This is a genomic window from Rickettsia philipii str. 364D, assembly GCF_000283995.1.
Lineage (GTDB): Bacteria > Pseudomonadota > Alphaproteobacteria > Rickettsiales > Rickettsiaceae > Rickettsia > Rickettsia rickettsii.
Genome location: NC_016930.1, coordinates 505716 through 525711, shown reverse-complemented (window position 1 = coordinate 525711; position 19996 = coordinate 505716). Strand labels below are relative to the sequence as shown.

The following is a 19996-nucleotide window of genomic DNA, read 5'->3' as shown; positions in this document are numbered from 1 at the left end:
TTAGACTTTTATATTAGCCCTCTTCATAGAAACTAGTTACCCCTGCTCTCAGTTTATCTAAGGTTTCAAAAAATTTGTCTGTATCAGTGACGCCTAAGTTTTGTAATTCTTCTTTAAGGTAATTTTGATTTAATCCTTTATATAACTTGAAATAATGGCCAAATATCTCATTTGATAATATTATATTAGGATTTTCATAATAATTTTTCAAAACTTCTGCTACATCTTTTAGAGTAAGGTTATTTTCATCAGTGATTTCTGTAATTTGTGCGTCCAATTCTTGTCTATCTTGAGATTTCATTCCTATCTTATAACCTAAAATATTACATCCAATTAAGCTTTTATTCTCTTTTATAGAATCCGATAAGGCTTTCTTTGATTCCTCGCTTACTTCTGTACTTAATGAAAAATTCAATCCGGCAAGTTTAGTATTTTTAACAAATGAGGATCAGGCAGGAACATTATTATCAAAAAATATCCCACTTATATCTAAAGCGCTTATTTTTGTTTTGTTTACTCTTAAGGTATCTAAAAGAACATCTATCTTATTAGCATTATTCAAAGCATTTATAAAACTAATGTCGGTAATGCGGCATAGCGGATCTTTCAAAAATTCAGCAAATAACTTTATTGATTTTAAACTCCACACAAAACTATCAGTGCTTAAGTACTTTATAGTAGCGTCTCCTTGTAAAGCATTAAATAACCCATTTTAAAGCATCTTCAGGAATTTTAGAGTATCCAGCAGCTGCAAATACCGGTGATTGTGGTACAAAATTAACCTCGGTAATACTTAAAGTAGCAGGGTCTTTCTATAGCTCTTTTAATATTTCTTCAGCCTTTATTTTTCCTAAATATTCTATTAACTTGGACATATATTTTACCTATTAATTTTAGTAATTAAATTAATATAAAATCACTGCTAATTTATCAACTAAAAATTAGAATTTCGATTTTTCAGGGCTGTTTTGATTAATTCATCAATAGAGATTTCGGGATTTTGGGTAATGATGCCTTGAACAGCGTTTTGAGCTTCAAATCTAGAAAATCCTAGATTTACTAGAGCTTTTATTACTTCATTACTTGCAACGGGTGTGATATTCTTAATATTTAAGCTCTCTTTAATAATAGCTGAACCGCTTGATATTTTCGCTACTTTACCTTTCAGCTCTAGCACTATACGTTCAGCAAGTTTAGCCCCTACTCCGGATATTGCTTTAAATATATTTTTATCTTCATTATTTACAGCAATTTGAATATCTGAAGGTGTAAGGCTTGATAAGATAAATAAAGCCATTCTTGTACCTATACCATTTACTGATTGTAGTAAATTAAAAAAAATCTTCTCTTCTAGAGTCAAAAAACCGTAAAGATGAATATGTTCCTCTCGAACATGGGTTTCAATAAATAGTTTATAAAACTCCCCTTCAGCAAGTGTACCTAAAGTTTTACCTGAAGCATAGACTAAGTACCCTACCCCGTTTACGTCAATTATAACGTAATCATCGCCTTGGGAATCAACTTTACCACTTAATTTACCGATCATATATTTACTTTTTCTTTTTACTATATATTAAAATTAGTGTCGGTAAAGCGGTAATAATTGCTGCTAAGATGTAATGAATAACAAACGGTCTATCCATCATATGACACTGCCCATCATTAGGAATAGTTTGAGCCAAAACCATATAAGCAACTATTATCGTCACTACTAATATATAGACCGGTAAAAAACAAATATTTTATAAAATTTTTCATGTTAATCTCTTTTTGAATCAGTGATATGATGTTATTCCTGCGAAAGTAGAAATCTAGGGGTAAAGCAAGATAAATCGAGCTTTTAAAAAGCTTTAAAGTACTGGATTCCGGCTTTCGCGGAAATGGCATCAGAGGTTTTTTCTTCTCTTAAGTTAACACTCATACACGAAAGCGGGAATTACATTAAAAACTACACAAACTTATAATAAGTTTGATTCTTATCCCCTTTACTTATTAAAAGTTTACGCTCTAAACCATATAACAAATCTCTACTAGCCGTTGCCGTAGCAATACTTTTATGTACAGTAATATAATCTTTTCTAGAAAACCATTGATCTATTAAATTAACCTTAGCAAATGCCATTCTAGATAAAGGCGTATTTGCCTCATATGTAATATTGTTACTATATAATCTTAATGCTGCAACTATTTTATCAAGCATAAACTCGATAAATAAGGTCGATTCACCAAGCTTATCACACTTACTTAAAACATTATAATATTCACTTTGATTATTCCTTATCAAACTTTCAACGGAAATATACTCAAAAATTTTATTAGCTTGCATTAGTAATAATTGTTGCCATAATCTACCGATTCGTCCGTTACCGTCTGAAAAAGGATGGATAAATTCAAACTCATAATGAAATATACAAGCTTTAACTATTCCAGAAATTGGCTTATCTTGTGCTATAAACTCAAATAAATCCTGCATTAATAAAGATACACGGCGTGCCGTAGGGGCAAAATATATAATCTCTGTGCCTTTAAATATAGCGGCATTACCTTTACGCCACTTTCCGTTATCTTCTACTAATCCTTGCATTAATATCTTATGTGCTTTTAATAATGATTCAATTTTGAAGGGATTAAATATAGTCAGATTATTGTATAGTTTTATAGCATTTTTTACTTCTACAATATCTTTTTCAGGTGCGAGTACACGCTTGTCGTTTATTATATCGGTTATCTGCTCTACGCTTAAACTATTTCCTTCAATTGCTAAAGAAGAATAGATGGTTTTAATTTGATTATTTTTTCTAAGTTTTATAGGTTGAGAGTAAAGCTTGCTACCGGCTACAATACCAAGCTCATAAGAAATATCTTGTGATAACTCCAAGATTTTATTAGTTATTTGAAAAGACGGTTTACTATTCATTATATGATAGTATCATATGATAGTATCATATGATACTATCATTGTCTACGAAGAATATTTTTGCTATATCATACCCATAGGGTATTAGCCTTATTGCATGACTCCAAAATCGTCATTGCGAACAGCCGTAGACTGCGTGGCAATCTCATGAAATAATAACAAACTCCTGAGATTGCTTCATCCATTGCTATGCAATTTTCTCGTAATGACGTATATCTCTTTATTTTACAATACACTCATTAGACTACCTACCTCAATATCTTCTATAACACCACTTTTACGATCTTTTAATTCAACAATATTATTTGCGGCTTTTTTAGGACCAATTATAATTTGATGAGGTGAGCCTATAAGATCATGCGTTGCAAATTTACTGCCTGGACGTGCTTCGGTATCGTCATATAACACTTCTATATTTTTATCTGATAGCTCTTTATAAGCCATTTCCGCAAGCTCTACGCATTTACTATCATGAATATTTAAATTAATTAGAGAAACTTTGAAAGGAGCAACGCTAGAAGGCCATATGATACCTTTCTCATCGCAATTTGCTTCTATGATAGCAGCAACTAACCTTGAAATGCCTATGCCGTAAGAACTCATTTCTATAGGAGTTAGTTTACCATACTCATCATTAATAAGTGCATTCATATTAACCGAATATTTTGAGCCTATATAAAAAATATGCCCGACTTCTATTCCTTTACTGCTGGTTATTTCTTGTTCAGATATAGGTAATTTATTTACTTCATATTTTTCTTCAGCTGCTGCGTACCAACTTTTAATTTCCTCTACATCGATATCAGGATTATCTTTTAATATCTTAAATTTTTTATCGTAATAAATAGTACTTTCACCAGTTTCAGCGATTATATGAAACTCATGGCTTAAATTGCCACCGATCGGACCGTTATCGGCAATAACAGGGATAGCAAACACGCCTAAATCCCTGAAAGCATTGATATAAGCCTTATACATTTGATTATAGGTTTTAACAGCATTTTCTTCATTTATATCAAAAGAATAAGCATCTTTCATTAAAAACTCTCGTCCTCTCATAACACCAAAACGAGGTCTAATCTCATCACGAAATTTCCATTGGATATGATAAAGATTTTTCGGCAAATCCTTATATGACTTAATATTATGACGAAAAATATCCGTAATCATATCTTCGTTAGTAGGACCAAATAGTAAAGTATTATCGTGGCGATCTTGAAATTTCAGCATTTCTTTACCGTAGTTATCAAAACGTCCTGATTCCATCCATAAATGTGCCGGCTGAATGCAAGGCATTAGAACTTCCAAAGCTCCCGCTTTATTCATATTTAAGCGTACTATATTCTCGATATTCTTCAATACTTTTAAGCCAAGCGGAAGCCAAGTATAAATCCCTGCTGCTTGCTGCCTAATCATTCCGCTTCTAAGCATTAATTTATGCGAAGTTACTTGAGCTTCACTTGGCTCTTCCTTTAACACAGGTAAAAAATATTTTGATAATAACATATTTTATTTACTTTCTTGCTATATTTATAATCATTTATTTGGTTATCCCGTGGCTTGACCACGGGATCCAGTTTTTTTAAATTTTTTTCTAGATACCGCGATCAATTCGTGGTATGATAAAATTACTGGATTCCCGCTTCCGCAGAAATGACATTAATAACGTATCACCTTTTAGCAGTAAGGTTTAAAAACTCATGACGATATTTCTGCTGTTCGGCAAATATACCCGTATAATGCATGGTATTCATAACGCTATTATCTTGCATTACGCCACGCATTGACATACAGCTATGTACGGCAGAAATCTTAACGGCAACGCCAAGCGGCTTTAAATTCTCCTGCACGCTTTCTGCTATCTGTACCGTCATTTTTTCTTGGATTTGTAGTCTTCTAGCAAAAATATTTACTATTCGTGCTAGCTTACTTATGCCGACAATACAATTATCAGGAACATAAGCTATATCTACTGTACCGTTAAAAGGTAATATATGATGTTCACAGAAAGAGGTAAATTTTATATTCAGTAAGATAAAATCTCGAAAATTACAAGTTTCATAAAACTTGGTATTTAATATTTCTGCTACATCCTTTCCATAACCGGAAAATATTTCTGCGTAGCTATTAATTACTCTATCAGGCGTTTTAAGCAACCCTTCTCTGCTTGGATCTTCACCAATGAATTTTAGTAACGTTCTTACTGCCTCTTTAGCTTCTTCTCTAGTTGGTTTACTCATGTGCTAGTTTTATACTTTTAAAAAACATTACTTTAACACAAATATATACAAACATCAAGCCGCCTACTATAGCAATAACCCCTCCTCCGCCCATCATTCCCATTAATAGCTTAGCTGACATCGGCATTACACTATTTGGGTCTTTCCGCATAACACCGTAACCACCGGCGAATGCTAGACCTAGTATGTGCAGAATCTGCCCGAATGTTAGGAGGTAAAATGTAAAATTAATAATATTGTCATTGCGAGGAGGCACGAAGTGCCGACGCGATAATCTAGGGAGTTTTTGTATTACCTCATGAGATTGCCACGCTCTTTTTAGTCGCTCACAATGACGTTGATACCTCCCAATACCCAAATAACTACACCCCATACAAGCAATGCTAATCCCTACTATAGACCCGTGATAATGAGCAGGAATTGCTACATTTATACCTGTGATATTCATTGCTATAAACCCGCCAAGTAAGAATAAAGTAATAGAGCAAAGTAAGATGGTTTTGATTACTCTGTCATTTATTGTAACCGTGTCATCCCGCGGGATGACAAATACCCACACCAACTCAACCCCCATACCTATTAAACATAAAACAGGAGCAATGCCGCCTAGATATTTCATATGATTTGTATAGAATACTTTGAAGGCTCCATCGATAATATCATAAAATATATGACCGAAAAGTGTAAGAATTCCGAAAATAAAATTTAAATAAAGTAAGAAAAGATAGAATTTTTGACATTTCACTTCTCTAGCTATTAACTCTCTAAATAAACTAACCCAAATAAATATTAATATTTGAGTATATATAAATTGCAGTAAATGACCTCCGCTCCAAAAAAGTAATTCATAATAAAATTCTATCTCGATTGGAATAATTTTAATGATGTTTTGCAAGCCATTATAAGACCATCCAAAACAAACAAAACTTAAAATAAACATTATAATAGTCGATAATACGGTAAAATTAACTAGACTATTTAAGTTCGTCCAATCGAAGAAATATAAAATATTTATAGCGTACAATAGCAACGTAATACCAAATAAGCTTAACCCCACAATAAATACGATATTTTCAAGCATCGGTATATAATTATTCATCACCGGATTATGCCCGGCTATTGGGGAGATGGCGATTAGAAGAGTAGCTAGAAAAGCAAGTTTGGGGTAAAGGCGAAACACGTCATTGCAAGCGAACGTAAAGAGCGTGGCAATCTCAGAAATTTTGTATTGTTTCATGAGATTGCCGCGTCGAGGCTTTGCCTCTCCTCGCAATGACGTTGCACCCCCCCAAACACTAGCCGTCACTGACAATAACCAAATCAATACCGATAAATTAACATGAATAATTAAAGCAGATTTGAAAATATGCGGATTTGGGAAAAAGCTTGATAATTGCGGGGTACGTAGTACCACCAAAATAATTGAATATAAACCTGCAAATCCCAAGGATAAAATACCAAGCTTAAGCCAAGAATTAGTTAAGCTATTATTTTGTAATTGATTGGTAGAATTCATAACTACAGGTAAATATTAAATAGAATCTACAAATAGCTCACGGTATTTAAATAAGCAATATTTTTTTATTTGCTTTAGCAGCTAACATACGATATTAATAAGTCAATCCAGAGTTAATAGTTAGATATGACTAACCACCTACGCATCGGTATCGGTATTTTAATCTTTGAATAATAGGAATGAACTTTTATTAGGTAAACATATTTAGTTCCCATGGTAAGTCTAGTTATGCTCCTGTCGGTGGACATTTAGCATTTGGAGAAACATTTGCAGAATGTGCTATCCGTGAAGTTTTAGAAGAAACAAATCTGATCATTGAAAATCCACAATTGATAGCGGTGACTAACGATATTTTTGAAAAAGAACAAAAGTATTACATTTTGATTTGCCTTAAAGCTCATTGTTTAAATGAGCATGAATTACAGAATCTTGAGGGTCATAAAGTAGAAAGCTGGTAGTGGTTTGCTCTTGATAATTTACCCTCTAACCTTTTTCTACCTCTAAAAAGACTCATTGAGAAAAAATGTTATTTATATAAAAAAAGTATTGATTAACTAAGTTTATCTAATTTTAAATATCCGGACGCGTATTTGTGTAAAACACTAGCAATAAGAGTTTGATAAGACATTCTTTCTTATGCTGCAATTCTTTTTATATGATTTAAATCGTATAACGGCAATCTAATATTAATTCTTTCCGATTTTTTAAAAAAAATTAGCTGCGGCAATTTTAGCTATATTTTTTCGCTCTCTCGTTCTTTTTTAGGCAACTCTAAAAGCTCATCTTGTTCAAAATAATCTAGTATTTCTTGTTCTTTTTCAGTAAATTTGTATTTTTTCATAATCTAATCCTTAGCTTGACAATATCATCCTAACTTAGCAATTTTAATAGATCACCTTGATTTATAATTATGATAATACAGATTTTATTGTTGTAGCGGATTGAATGGTGGGTTTGAGAAGACTTGAACTTCCGACCTCACGCTTATCAGGCGTGTGCTCTAACCAGCTGAGCTACAAACCCACAGTGTAGAAGTATGGTGAGCTCGCCGGGATTTGAACCCGGGACCCTTTGATTAAAAGTCAAATGCTCTACCGACTGAGCTACGAGCTCTTAAATATACTGCATATATTCAAAAATTATGTTTTACTTTATCGCCGAAAAAGGCTAATCTGTCAACAGTTATTTTTTCATTTAAACTTAGGAAGTTTATGCGGCATCAGGACGTGGCTATAATTATCCCCTCAAGGCTAAGTTCAACTAGGCTTAAACAAAAACCGCTGCAGCTTATCGGCTCTATAACTTTAATCGAGCGGGTATTCAAACAAGTAAATCAAGCGGGCCTTGAGCATACATATGTTGCGACCGACTCGGAAGAGATAGCAAGCGTTATTACAAAAGTCGGAGGAAAAGTAATATTCACGGATAGTGCTATCCCAACCGGTACTGATCGTACTTATGAAGCTTTTAAATTAATTCCAAATAATCAAAACATTAATTACATAGTTAATGTACAGGGAGATATGCCTTTCATTGAACCTAGCTCTATTTTGAAAATTATAGAATATTTAAAAAACAGCAAATACGATATTGTTACACCGATAGTAAAAGTAGATAGGGCATCAGTGAAAGCTAGTAGTAATGTTACCGTAGTGGTTGACTCGGCGGGGACAGCATTGTATTTTTCGCGTAGTCTTATTCCAAATGGTGCAGAAGAATTTTTATACCATGTAGGCATGTATGGTTTTCGCAAAAACGCTTTAGAAAAATTTGTATCTCTTAAGCCAACTTTTTTAGAAAAAACAGAACGTTTAGAACAATTACGTGTCCTTGAAAACGGCATGACTATAGGTACATGTTTAGTAGAGAATGTTCCTATTTCCATAGATACGGAAGAAGACTTAAAAAAAGCAGTAAAATTTTACGAAAATATTAGTAAACTAGGTTTATAATAATGGTACATTTCATTTTTGTTACCGGCGGCGTTGTGTCATCACTCGGTAAAGGTCTAACGGCAGCATCTCTTGCTATGCTATTGCAAGCGAAAGGTTTTAGAGTAAGTGTACGAAAACTAGATCCTTATCTTAACATTGACCCGGGAACTATGAATCCTCATGAACATGGTGAGGTATATGTAACCGATGACGGAGCAGAAACCGATCTAGATCTTGGACATTATGAACGTTTTACCGGAGTTTCCGCATGCAAATTTGATAGCATCACAACAGGTGCGATATACTCAAAATTACTTAAAGATGAACGTTTAGGAAATTACGCCGGCGTTACTGTTCAAGTCATCCCGCATGTTACAAATATAATAAAAGATTTTATACTTTCAAACACCAAGGGTGTGGATTTTATTATTTGTGAAATAGGCGGTACAGTCGGTGATATTGAAGGTCTACCGTTTTTTGAAGCTATAAGGCAAATTGGTAACCAATTAAAAAGCGAAAATTGTTTATTTATTCATTTAACATTATTACCTTATGTTAAAACCGCCCGTGAATTAAAAATAAAACCTACCCAACACTCAGTTAAAGCATTACGCGCTATAGGTATTTCACCTAATATACTAGTGTGTCGTGCAGAACGTCACATTTCAAAAGGCGCAATAGATAAAATATCTTTATTGTGTAATATAAAATCTGAGTATGTTGTTCCGGCAATAGATCAAAAAAATATATATTTAGTACCGATTGCATATCATAATTCAGGTCTTGATAATAAAGTATTAAAATTTTTTAATATTAATATCATGCCATCTAAATTAGATAAATGGTATGATATAATTAATAGGCTAAAAGATTCTAATTCAAAAGTAAGAATCGCTATAATAGCTAAATATCATAAATTAAAAGATGCTTATAAATCAGTAATCGAGGCACTTAATCATGCAGGTATTTATTACAAATACAAAATTGATTTAGTATGGACAAATGCTGAAAATCTAACTGAAGAGAGTATTAATAAAAAATTATTAGATATAGATGGGATTTTAGTACCAGGTGGATTTGGAGCACGGGCAACTAAAGGAAAAATTATAGCAATAAAATATGCCCGTACTAATAACATACCTTTTTTTGGAATATGTTTCGGTATGCAACTTGCGACGATCGAAATAGCTCAGAATTTAATCGGTATTAAAGATGCAGTAACGGAAGAATTTAAAGTAGACGGTACAAAAATTATTGAGAAAATAAATAAAAACTGTGAAGACTCAAAAATAACAATTGAAAATGTAAAAAAGACTATGAGGCTCGGCTCTTATCCTTGTAGTTTGGTCGCAAATACCATTGCAGCAAATGCTTATAAAAGCCTTGAAATAAATGAGAGACATCGTCATAGATATAAATTTAATAATGAATTTCAAAATATTTTTGAAAAACACGGAATAGTATTTAGCGGTTTTTCAAAAGATGAAGAGATTGTAGAAATAATTGAACTACCGCTACTGCGTTGGTTCGTAGGAGTACAATTTCATCCGGAATTTAAATCTAAACCTTTTGAAGCTCATCCGTTATTTATTCAGTTTATTAAAGCAACGATTGAGTATAACAAATGTAATTAACAACAATATATGAGACTATTTTAAAAAATCTTGACATAGTTTTTATTATAGTCTAGGGTGCAAAAAAATAATATAGCCGGACAGTTTCTAAAAAACGTTTGAGGCCATTCCCGCATATGCGGGAATGGCCTCTAAAGCTCTAAGCCTTGCAAAAACATAACATTTTTAAAAACTATCCGGTACTCAAAAAATAAGCTCATAGTAAATCAATGGATAGCGTGGATTCTAATTGCACAATTTGGAATAAAGCCAGAAACAGTAAATTTAGGGATATAGTATGGCCGATTAGATCGTATGAATTAACCAAGTTCATCCCGATGGCTTTACTAATGTTTTTTATTCTACTTAATCAAAACTTAGTTCGTAGTATTAAAGATAGTTTTGTTGTTACCTTAATTAGCTCGGAAGTATTGAGTTTTATCAAACTTTGGGGCGAAATGCCGATGGGAATTTTATTTGTTATTTTTTATTCTAAACTCTGTAATATTATGACAACAGAGCAAGTTTTTAGGATAATTATCGGTACTTTTTTATTTTTCTTCACAATTTTTGGTTTTATTTTATTTCCGTACAGAGACTTTTTTCATCCCGATCCCGAATTAATTAAGCACTATATCACTGTTCTTCCTCACTTAAAATGGTTTTTAATAATTTGGGGACAGTGGAGTTTGGTATTATTTTATATTATGGGAGAGTTATGGCCGGTTATAGTCTTTACGCTTTTATATTGGCAGCTTGCAAATAAAATTACCAAAGTCGAAGAAGCACCAAGATTTTACTCATTTTTTACTTTATTCGGACAAACTAATTTACTCATCTCAGGAACCGTAATTATTTATTTTGCTAAGAGTGAGCATTTCTTATTACCTTTATTTTCTCATCTAAACGATACAAATGAAATTCTTTTAAAATCATTTATTACGGTTATTTTAATATCCGGATTAATTTGTTTAGCTCTTCATAAACTTATTGATAAATCAGTCGTAGAAGCTGACAAAAATATTAAATTTAAAAACCAAAGAACGGATATATTAAAATTAAGCTTGGTCGACAGTGCAAAAGTAATATTAACTTCTAGATATCTCGGTTTTATTTGTCTTCTTGTAATGTCTTATTCTATGAGTATTAGCCTAATAGAAGGATTATGGATGTCCAAAGTAAAGCAACTCTATCCCGCTACAAAGGATTTTATAGCCTATCACGGTAAAGTGTTTTTTTGGACGGGAATACTCACGTTAGTTAGTGCGTTTTTAGGCAGTAGTTTAATTAGAATATGCGGCTGGTTTTGGGGAGCTATTATAACACCGATTATGATGTTTGGAGCAGGTGTTATGTTCTTTTCATTCACGGTTTTTGAAAATCACCTAGGAAATATCGTAAATACTCTCGGCTATAGTGCACCGCTTGTCGTTATAGTTTTTATCGGCGGACTTTGGCATGTACTTTCTAAATCCGTAAAATATTCACTTTTTGATGCTACCAAAGAAATGGTATATATTCCGCTCGATAGTGAAATGAAGACCAAAGGTAAAGCTGCAGTTGATGTTATGGGTGCTAAAATCGGTAAATCAATAGGTGCTATTATTCAATTCATATCCTTTAGTATTTTCCCGAACGCCATACATAACGACATAGCCGGTTTATTGATGCTTAGTTTTATTATCGTATGTCTATTATGGCTATATGGCGTGAAAGTTTTATCAAAATATTATAATAAGATGATACAACGTTGATAAGGATATCCATTCCTGCGAAGGCTTGCTTGCGTTGATACCTATAATCTTCATGAGCTACGTAGGCATTGTTGCATAACTCAGAAAAGGCGTACGATGTCATTCGTAGCTCAATATTGTTGCGTAAACCAGTAAAATCCCCTGTGTCATCGCGTGGCTTGACCACGGGATCCATAAAAACAATAAACAATAATAATTCTAGTATTTTTCACTGGATCCCGCGATCAAGTCGCGGGATGACATCGGGAACATTGATCCACGCAACAAGGCCCGAAAGCGGGGATCTAGCACAATAACTTCAAATATCGATATAGAAGTTATTTATTAAAAAAATAAACCTAAAAAAACAAATTTTTTATAGGTTTTACTAGATTTCCGCCTACGCGGGAATGATATAAAACGATCCATGTATACAATGCTGAACAGAAATGACCAGTGCTTTTCAAAAATTGCTTGATGCTATGAATCAAACTACTGTATTTTGAACATCCTCTCCTATTAATCCTTGATCAAGCAAATCAAAAGCCTCATCCAAGCACTTATAACTGCATTTTCTTGAGCTACTGCCGAATAATTTTCGATTAACCCTAGATTTTGACAATAATAACAAGTTGAGCGTTTAAACCATCACTCTATTGATTTTTAATATAATCTAATATTATTTTTAAAACAGCTTGGCTACTATCCTTTGCTTTTTCATATTTATTTTTTAAGCTCTGTAATCTGTCAACATATATTCTTAACGTCTCTACTTCTTTACTTCTTTACTTTGATATATTAAGCTCTCTATTTTTTCAATTTGTTTTATTAACCGCTCTGCCTCTTCATACGGTTCTTTACATTGTCTTACTAAATTTGCTTTTGTAAAATTAGTATTAGCATTGTTATGCATTAATAGTGAAAGAATAATTTTGTTTTCTACTAAGTTACGACATATTCAAGTAACATTTTGGCTTTTTTAAAATTACCTGTAACCTCTAAAGCAGTATCACCATTCTCATATTGTATATTAAGATCAATACCTTTTTGCAGTAACTCTTTAAGGTCTGCTAAGTCAGTTACATAATGTAGGGTACTTTTGTTTTCTGGGCTATCCACCGTATCAAAACTAACATCTTTACTGTTTTACTATTAAGACTATTGTTAATACTAATGCGTAAATCATGAAACATTTCTGGAGCGGTTTTACATTCTTTTGCATTACTCCCCTTTCCTATACAAGATTAAAAATATTTATTAACTTAGAAATTTTAGGCATAATTATTTTTTTTAGTTATTTTATTAAAATTCCATGTTTCATGGTATTTTTGACTCGACATTATATTAATATATTTTAATAAAGTCAATGTGAATGGTTAATTTTTATGAATTCACCAATTAACAATATAATTTAAAAATTCTTTTTTCTTGAATCTATTTGTAATATAGTAATAGACATATTTAATATTTGTAGAGGGAGTAATGAAACAACATCCAAAAATCTCATTAATAGGTAGCGGTAACATAGGTGGTACACTTGCTCACTTAATTAGCCTTAGAGAACTCGGCAATATCGTGTTATTTGATGTGACTGAAGGAGTACCGCAAGGAAAAGCATTGGATCTCATGCAAGCCGGTACAATAGCCGGGTCTAATATCAAAATAAAAGGCACAAACGACTATAAAGATATTAAAGGATCTGATGCCATAATTATTACTGCCGGTTTACCAAGAAAACCAGGAATGAGTAGAGACGATTTAATTAGCATTAACACCGGTATTATGAAAACGGTTGCAGCAAATGTTAAAAAATACGCTCCTGATGCCTTTGTAATAGTAATTACCAATCCACTTGATGTTATGGTATATGTCATGCTTAAAGAAAGCGGATTGCCTCACAATAAAGTAATCGGTATGGCAGGAGTACTTGACTCATCAAGATTTAATCTTTTTCTTGCTGAAGAGTTTAAAGTATCGGTTAGCAATGTTAATAGCATGGTTCTCGGCGGTCACGGCGATGCTATGGTACCTCTTGCAAGATATTCTACAATATCAGGCGTGCCGATACCTGACTTGATAAAAATGGGCTTATCAAGTAATGAAAATATTGAAAAAATAATCGATCGTACTAGAAACGGCGGCGGTGAGATTGTTGCATTACTTAAAACAGGTTCTGCTTATTATGCTCCTGCAGCCTCAGCAATAGAAATGCTTGAGTCATATTTAAAAGATAAACGTCAGATTCTAACTTGTGCCGCTTATTTACAAGGTGAGTACGGCGTACATGATTTATATGTCGGAGTGCCTATTATGATCGGTAAAGAAGGTGTGCTAAAAGTAATAGAACTGCATTTAACCGCAGAGGAAAAAGCACTATTTGATAAATCAGTCGAAGGAGTTAAAAAACTCATTGAGACGATAAAATAAATGATAAAATTATATTATTGAAGCACAAATGCAACAAGATTTAAAATATTGAATTAATACTAATTATTAGTATTGTTAATTGAACATAAATGGTATTACATTTTGGTTTATTTTTATTAATAGAGGGAAATTATGAAACATAAGAATGAATTAGACCGGCTAATAAGAAATCTTTATTTAATAAAAAATACTAATTTAAATAATATTTTAGAAACAGATAAACTAGCTATAACACGTACAACTAATTTTATAGAAGCTCTAATAAACAAAATAGACCCTAGAACGCCGGGACCGTATGTTTCTCAACAACAAGCTAACTTCAAAGTAACAAATGATAAAAATATACAGGGTGCTAGTAAAGAAATTTATTTAAAAAATCTACCTATTAGTATTGGTAAAGTTGAAGGCTTTAAGGAAGACGGAAAAGGTAGAAAAACAAAGGCTCAACTTGATGTCCTAATATCCCCTTCAGATTTTTCAGCATGATTAAGACTAAGTAATTCATTACCGATCACTAATGAGCAAGAACTAGAAATAAAGGGCAATATTAATCTATTGCAATTGATGGAAGAAGTTGTTCAGAAAGTAGGGGAAAAGAGCTTAAATATAAAGCAAGATAAAAAAGTACTTACCTCACAAAAAACGAACAAGCTATAACACACGGTCAACAAAAAGTAGAACTTAGCCTTAAAGAAGAAATAATCAAGTTAAGGGAAGCATTTCAAGAAACAATCAAAAATCCAACTAATAATGAAGAATTTAATAAGACATCACAAGAAATTTTAGGTTTGATTAATAATATCAACGCTCATCAACCATTTAGATTACAGGCAGCTAGAAATAAAATCCTAAGTAGCGGAGAAAGCCCTAATACTAAAAATATAAAAATAGAGGGATTTTTTCTTGAACAACATGCATTGGATAAATTTCAAGAATTACAGAGAGAGATTACAAAAAATAAAAGAGCCTAGAGAAAAATTATATGAAATGAAAAATTTTTATGATGTGATTAATTCATTAGATAAAAATATCATTCTAGGAGTAATGCAAGAGACACAAAAAGTGCAAGAGATTATAAGAAGTAAATTTTTATACCTTGATAATGCCTGGGATTTTTCAGATGGTTTACAAAATTTATTTGAGAAGTTAAAAAATAAAGAAGCGACAGGGGAAAAAGAACTTATAGAAGCTTCTAAAAAGATACTCAGCAAAAGTATATCAGTAAATAAAAATTACTTCCGTAATACTAATAATTCAAGCGAATTAGATTTACAATATAAGATGTTGTTAAGATAATATCTCGCAAAATATAAAGGAGGCTCTAGTCTTATATGCCAGAAGTAATAACAATAACAAGATTGATATATTATCTGAAGAATTAGCAAATAAATTTAGTTACTACAAAAAGAAACAGGTAAATATTCTCCTGCTTTAGAAACTATACCTGAAGATTCTATGTTATCACCGGCAATAGTACATTCCTCAACAGAACTTTTTGCAAAACTAGAAAATTCATTCAATGAACTAGCACAATTCACTGATAAAATATTAATAGATACCGGCAAATCTTATGTACAACAGGCAAATATTAATCCTCAATCTAATACCGTTTCTAGATCTTCTTCTATTGATTCAGGAATAGCCTCAAGTCAAGAAGAATTATCTACCACATTTGGAAAAAGCAGCGCTACTAATTTAATTGAAGCTCTTGATTTAGTACAAGCGAAAATTTTATCAAATTTAAATATAGCAAAAGATAAGTTAACTGTAACAAAAGAACTACAAAAATCTATCCAACAAAAAGAAGTACGCAATGAAAGACTTACTCAAGAAGAAATAGATAATATTTATAAGACACTAGGTATATTTGAAGAAATTAAGGAATATGAAAAGAGCGACAATTCACGTGTTCCTCGTTTACTAAATAAAAATTACTATAAGCTAACTGATCCTAGTGAGGAGCGTAGAAGCGATAATATCGCTTTAGAGCAGGATGATACTGGAATGCTAACTACTGATACTGATTTAGAGTGGGATGACACCGGAATACTGCCTCCTGCCCAAAATAGTGCCCTTTCAGATAAATTAAAAGAAGCAGTAGATGATTATATATCTGAGCTACAAAATGAAAAGCTATCTAAAGATACATCCCCGAAACAAGTTGAGGCAATAACTCATCCAATGCAGGCAGCAATAACGACTCCTCCTGCTCTTTCCTGGAATACTCATCCTATATTCGATGATACAATAAAGTTCTTAAAGAGGTTTAAAGAAGAGATCGATAAATTTCCACAAGATTATACTAAAGTCTCTACCATACCTCTATATTGAAATAATGTTAATAGCAATTGAGGAAGAAGTGAATTTTTAGCAAGTATGGTATCGACTTCTCAACAAGATGAGAGAATTAATGATATAGTAGATAAACTTCAAAAAATTTCTACTAATTGTAGTAAGATAAGTAATAATGATGATAAATTTAATAAAGAGATTAAAGCATCTTTTGTAGAAATTAATACCACATTAAAAAATATAATGGAATATAAAGGACCCGAAATAGAATATTTAAATTCCAATATAGAAAAAGTTTAAAAGAATTTATCTAATTTAGAATCTTTGACTTATGAATTATCTAAAAATACATCTACGAAACATATTAAGCAATCAACCCAAAATCAACCTAAAATATCTACAGGAGCAGTTACCGGTATAAAAGATAGAATAGCAAAATTTGAAGCAGACTCTGACAGCAAAATCAAAAAATACTGGACAGAAGAAAAGAAACAGACTGTAGAAAAACAACATGCAAATACTCAATCTGACCATATAACTCCTCAGAAAAATTTTGAGTTTGAAAAGCGAGGTAAAGAAATTAAAGAGAATAGTACCAAAAATTTAATAAACAAATTTGAAAAAGGCTTTGATAGTAAAACAACAAGATACTGGACATCACCGGCGGGATAGGATAAATGGGAGGAAGAAACACAGAAAGGTATAGGAAAAGAGAATGAACTAATAAGACCTCGTACAAAATTTGCAATAGAACATTCTAAACATACTCAATCTAAAGAGCCTATATATAATCCAACTCCTGAAAAATTGAATATTAACGAAATAACTCACGATTTAAAGCTAAAAGGCAATACAAAAAACTTAAAAGACAAATTTGAAAACTTAGCAAAAGAAGCGAAGCAAATTGGGACACAAGCACAGCCAAGCTCCAAATCTTCAAGTAGTCCTAGCATAAAACCTACAGGTTGCAGTAAAGACGGAAGAAATATATAAGGCAATTGATGTTATTCTTGTTTTTGGGTCTTGTTGCATGGCGCGTTTATGTCATTTCCGCGGAGGCGGGACTCCAGTAAAACACATAAAAAAACAAGTTTTTTATGTGTTTATTTTGTCAAATATATCAATATTGAAGTTATCCCCGCTTTCGCAGGGATGACATTGAGTAGGTTTTTCAAGCCATGCAACAAGACTTTACTGTTGTGAGGATGACATCCTACGTAAAACCAACACTGTACTCATTAATATTATAAGCAAAAATATGAAAAAGCTTAAAGTGAGAGATAGTGACTTAAAATTTTGCCATAACAACATACTAAAGAAAGGAGTAGTTGAGGATAGAATAATACCTCCAAAAGAATGTGATAGACTATAAAGCCTCATTTTAACATTAGTCTTAAATAAGGATTGAACAATAATTTGTAGCGGTACTGCATAAAATGCTGCAAGTCCTATTAATATAACGGGACAGAGAATATTAAATATTTGTTTGTATAACATTATTTGCATTCCTAAAGCAACAATAATGCTGACAAATAAAGCCCATGTAATCTGTCTTAAAGGGTTGATTTTATCGGCAAACAGCCCTGCAAAAACAGCTGATATTCCATAGGTAGTAGTAAGAGCTATATTCATAAATCTTATTTCAGGATGATTTATAAGAGCTATTTTTGTTAAAAAAACTCCTAAGAAAATTACTAAAAAGTGATACACTCCTCCAATAGCACCGTTTATTAGTAATGCTATCATAACGGATAGTTTATGATTCCATATAATTTGCCGCAAGGTACTTTTTGATGACGTTCTTAAAAACTCGCTACTTTCTTTAAAAAAATTTCTCATCAAAATAGCAAATAAACCAAATATTGCACCAATAAAGAAATTAAAACGCCATAAATATTGGATATCGGAATTACTAGCGTAATAATAAGCTATAGCCGCAAGTAATGCACCTATTTGGCTACAGCATGAAACTATTCCTATATTTAAATTTTTCTGATTATCTCCTGTTTTTTCAGCTACATAAACCTTTATTCCGTCAACTTCTCCGGCAAGGCTTGCTAAAAAAACCATTCGACATAATGTTAGTATTACCGTAGCAAAAATACCTATTATCTCAAAGGAAGGAGTAATAGCAATTAATCCAGTAGCAATGCTACTCATACACATTGATATCTTGATAGATTTAGTACGCCCGTATTTATCTCCGATAAATCCAAAAATTAAGGACCCTAAAGGTCGTACTATAACGGCTGCACTAAGAATAGCAAAAAAAACAAGTAGTTGTTTATCCTGCTCTATATTAGGTAAGAAATTTTGTGCAAGAATACTAGCCGATAAACCGAATAGAGCATAATCATAATAACGGATAATCGTTGTGAAAAATGCAACTAAAAAAGCTGAATTAGACATATAATATTTTCTTTTTGTGGCAACAGCATATGATACCAACTATTTAGGCTGTGTGAAAGAAAATTAATTTAATCTATTTTTACTCTTTGTGTCTACAAATTATAAGATTTTTTTGAAATAGGAACAACTACAGCATAATTTCAATATAGAAATCTTTTATATTTATTTTACTATTGTAGTTTTAATTATAATATTTTATATTTGGTATATATTCAATTTTTAACCGTTTTAAAAATATGCACTTAGAATATAAAGTTACTATATCTGAAAATGGCAGAATAAATATTCCTGCAAAAATTCGTGATCAATTACATCTTGCTTCAGGAGATCAGTTAATGCTAATACTTGATAAAGAATTAACATTGATTCCTCTAAAAAATAAAATTAAAGAATTTCAAGCATTAGTAAAATCTAGAAATAAAGATAACATATCATTAGTTGACTCTTTAATTGAATCAAGAAGAAAGGAATTTAATAATGAATAAATATATTTTAGATTCATCTGCTTTACTTGCATTATTTAACTTAGAAACTGGTAGTGACAAGGTCGAAGAATTATTACCGTTATCTATTATGTCTACAGTAAATATAGCAGAAGTAGTAGCTGAACTAGATAAAAAATTGAACATATCTTTTATTCAAAGTAAAGAAATGATCTCAGCTTCCATAAATAAAATTGTAGCCTTAGATTTTGATCAAGCTATAGAAATTGGACGCTTAAAGAAAGAAACAGAACAATTTGGCTTATCTCTTGGTGACAGAGCTTGCATTAGCCTAGGATTAATTACAGGCTATCCTATATATACTGCAGATAAAATTTGGGCTAAACTGCAATTAAATTGTAAAATCGTTCTAATTCGCTAGGCTCTACGAAGATTTCTAATTGATTTGCTATTTTGAGGTATTTTTTAGCGA

At 32.0% G+C, this 19996-nt stretch carries 23 protein-coding genes, 2 tRNA genes and 2 pseudogenes; 14 read left to right on the top strand and 13 right to left on the bottom strand.

Going from position 1 to position 19996, the window contains the following annotated elements; translation table 11 throughout:
- Positions 1-13: 13 nt before the first annotated feature.
- The 8 genes and pseudogenes from RSA_RS02710 to RSA_RS02680 form a co-directional block, all read right to left on the bottom strand.
- Entirely contained in the window at positions 14-301 is a 288-nt protein-coding gene (locus tag RSA_RS02710) for a hypothetical protein (RefSeq protein WP_041472388.1), read from the bottom strand.
- A gap of 147 nt (positions 302-448) precedes the next feature.
- Complete coding sequence (locus tag RSA_RS02705; RefSeq protein WP_012150730.1) at positions 449-649, bottom strand: hypothetical protein; 201 nt, start codon at positions 647-649, stop codon at positions 449-451.
- 285 nt (positions 650-934) lie between these two features.
- Positions 935-1546: a Holliday junction branch migration protein RuvA gene (gene ruvA / locus RSA_RS02700; protein ID WP_014363012.1), complete on the bottom strand. Its 612-nt coding sequence runs from the start codon at positions 1544-1546 to the stop codon at positions 935-937.
- Between the two features lie 4 nt (positions 1547-1550).
- Positions 1551-1758 (bottom strand): annotated as a pseudogene (locus tag RSA_RS07375) (Holliday junction ATP-dependent DNA helicase RuvA).
- A 190-nt stretch (positions 1759-1948) separates the two neighbouring features.
- Positions 1949-2917 (bottom strand): Fic family protein, encoded by a 969-nt coding sequence (locus RSA_RS02695; RefSeq protein WP_014364653.1) that lies wholly within the window; start codon positions 2915-2917, stop codon positions 1949-1951.
- A 225-nt stretch (positions 2918-3142) separates the two neighbouring features.
- Positions 3143-4423: a proline--tRNA ligase gene (gene proS, locus RSA_RS02690; RefSeq protein ID WP_012150726.1), complete on the bottom strand. Its 1281-nt coding sequence runs from the start codon at positions 4421-4423 to the stop codon at positions 3143-3145.
- A 164-nt stretch (positions 4424-4587) separates the two neighbouring features.
- Positions 4588-5157, bottom strand: a complete 570-nt coding sequence (gene folE / locus RSA_RS02685; RefSeq protein ID WP_012150725.1) for a GTP cyclohydrolase I FolE — start codon at positions 5155-5157, stop codon at positions 4588-4590.
- A complete protein-coding gene (locus RSA_RS02680) occupies positions 5150-6673 on the bottom strand; it encodes a cbb3-type cytochrome c oxidase subunit I (protein WP_014364652.1) in 1524 nt (507 codons plus the stop codon). The genes folE and RSA_RS02680 overlap by 8 nt, the downstream gene beginning before the upstream one ends.
- Positions 6674-6839: 166 nt before the next feature.
- Here RSA_RS02680 and RSA_RS10225 point away from each other — a divergent pair.
- A pseudogene (locus RSA_RS10225) lies at positions 6840-7131 on the top strand (nucleotide triphosphate diphosphatase NUDT15).
- A gap of 488 nt (positions 7132-7619) precedes the next feature.
- Here the strand turns inward: RSA_RS10225 and RSA_RS02675 are convergent.
- Together RSA_RS02675 and RSA_RS02670 are read right to left on the bottom strand one after the other, a co-directional pair.
- Positions 7620-7696: transfer RNA gene (locus RSA_RS02675), tRNA-Ile, on the bottom strand.
- A 14-nt stretch (positions 7697-7710) separates the two neighbouring features.
- Positions 7711-7786, bottom strand: a tRNA-Lys gene (locus tag RSA_RS02670).
- 98 nt (positions 7787-7884) lie between these two features.
- Between RSA_RS02670 and RSA_RS02665 the strand changes: the two genes are divergently transcribed.
- The 3 genes from RSA_RS02665 (at position 7885) to tlc2 (ending at position 11974) form a co-directional block, all read left to right on the top strand.
- Entirely contained in the window at positions 7885-8625 is a 741-nt protein-coding gene (locus RSA_RS02665; RefSeq protein ID WP_014364650.1) for a 3-deoxy-manno-octulosonate cytidylyltransferase, read from the top strand.
- Positions 8626-8627: 2 nt separating this feature from the next.
- A complete protein-coding gene (locus RSA_RS02660) occupies positions 8628-10241 on the top strand; it encodes a CTP synthase (RefSeq protein WP_014364649.1) in 1614 nt (537 codons plus the stop codon).
- Between the two features lie 209 nt (positions 10242-10450).
- Positions 10451-11974: a nucleotide exchange transporter Tlc2 gene (gene tlc2, locus RSA_RS02655; RefSeq protein ID WP_014364648.1), complete on the top strand. Its 1524-nt coding sequence runs from the start codon at positions 10451-10453 to the stop codon at positions 11972-11974.
- Positions 11975-12722: 748 nt separating this feature from the next.
- Here tlc2 and RSA_RS02650 read toward each other — a convergent pair.
- Together RSA_RS02650 and RSA_RS08385 are read right to left on the bottom strand one after the other, a co-directional pair.
- Entirely contained in the window at positions 12723-12866 is a 144-nt protein-coding gene (locus RSA_RS02650; RefSeq protein ID WP_014364647.1) for a hypothetical protein, read from the bottom strand.
- Between the two features lie 29 nt (positions 12867-12895).
- Positions 12896-13072 (bottom strand): hypothetical protein, encoded by a 177-nt coding sequence (locus tag RSA_RS08385; RefSeq protein WP_014364646.1) that lies wholly within the window; start codon positions 13070-13072, stop codon positions 12896-12898.
- A gap of 363 nt (positions 13073-13435) precedes the next feature.
- Between RSA_RS08385 and mdh the strand changes: the two genes are divergently transcribed.
- From mdh to RSA_RS02600, 8 genes are all read left to right on the top strand, one after another.
- The gene (gene mdh, locus RSA_RS02640) at positions 13436-14380 is read left to right on the top strand and encodes a malate dehydrogenase (RefSeq protein ID WP_014364645.1); all 945 of its coding nucleotides are present in this window, start codon (positions 13436-13438) and stop codon (positions 14378-14380) included.
- 132 nt (positions 14381-14512) lie between these two features.
- The gene (locus RSA_RS02635) at positions 14513-14866 is read left to right on the top strand and encodes a hypothetical protein (RefSeq protein WP_014363022.1); all 354 of its coding nucleotides are present in this window, start codon (positions 14513-14515) and stop codon (positions 14864-14866) included.
- Between the two features lie 302 nt (positions 14867-15168).
- Positions 15169-15351 carry a hypothetical protein gene (locus RSA_RS02630; RefSeq protein WP_230453526.1) on the top strand — a complete coding sequence of 61 codons (183 nt, stop codon included), beginning with the start codon at positions 15169-15171 and terminating at the stop codon, positions 15349-15351.
- A gap of 16 nt (positions 15352-15367) precedes the next feature.
- Complete coding sequence (locus tag RSA_RS02625; protein WP_041472331.1) at positions 15368-15676, top strand: hypothetical protein; 309 nt, start codon at positions 15368-15370, stop codon at positions 15674-15676.
- Positions 15677-15835: 159 nt separating this feature from the next.
- Positions 15836-16711 (top strand): hypothetical protein, encoded by an 876-nt coding sequence (locus RSA_RS09415; RefSeq protein ID WP_231284252.1) that lies wholly within the window; start codon positions 15836-15838, stop codon positions 16709-16711.
- A 45-nt stretch (positions 16712-16756) separates the two neighbouring features.
- Positions 16757-16972 (top strand): hypothetical protein, encoded by a 216-nt coding sequence (locus RSA_RS02610; RefSeq protein ID WP_014364644.1) that lies wholly within the window; start codon positions 16757-16759, stop codon positions 16970-16972.
- 24 nt (positions 16973-16996) lie between these two features.
- Positions 16997-17344 (top strand): hypothetical protein, encoded by a 348-nt coding sequence (locus RSA_RS02605; RefSeq protein WP_014364643.1) that lies wholly within the window; start codon positions 16997-16999, stop codon positions 17342-17344.
- A gap of 135 nt (positions 17345-17479) precedes the next feature.
- Entirely contained in the window at positions 17480-17665 is a 186-nt protein-coding gene (locus RSA_RS02600; protein ID WP_012262343.1) for a hypothetical protein, read from the top strand.
- Positions 17666-17863: 198 nt separating this feature from the next.
- Here the strand turns inward: RSA_RS02600 and RSA_RS02595 are convergent, their stop codons facing one another.
- Complete coding sequence (locus tag RSA_RS02595) at positions 17864-19081, bottom strand: MFS transporter (protein ID WP_014364642.1); 1218 nt, start codon at positions 19079-19081, stop codon at positions 17864-17866.
- A 236-nt stretch (positions 19082-19317) separates the two neighbouring features.
- Here RSA_RS02595 and RSA_RS02590 point away from each other — a divergent pair, with 236 nt between their 5' ends.
- Both RSA_RS02590 and RSA_RS02585 read left to right on the top strand, forming a co-directional pair.
- Positions 19318-19566 (top strand): AbrB/MazE/SpoVT family DNA-binding domain-containing protein, encoded by a 249-nt coding sequence (locus RSA_RS02590; protein ID WP_010977150.1) that lies wholly within the window; start codon positions 19318-19320, stop codon positions 19564-19566.
- Positions 19559-19945, top strand: a complete 387-nt coding sequence (locus RSA_RS02585) for a type II toxin-antitoxin system VapC family toxin (RefSeq protein WP_012150708.1) — start codon at positions 19559-19561, stop codon at positions 19943-19945. Before RSA_RS02590 ends, RSA_RS02585 begins: the two co-directional genes overlap by 8 nt.
- Positions 19946-19996: the final 51 nt, after the last annotated feature.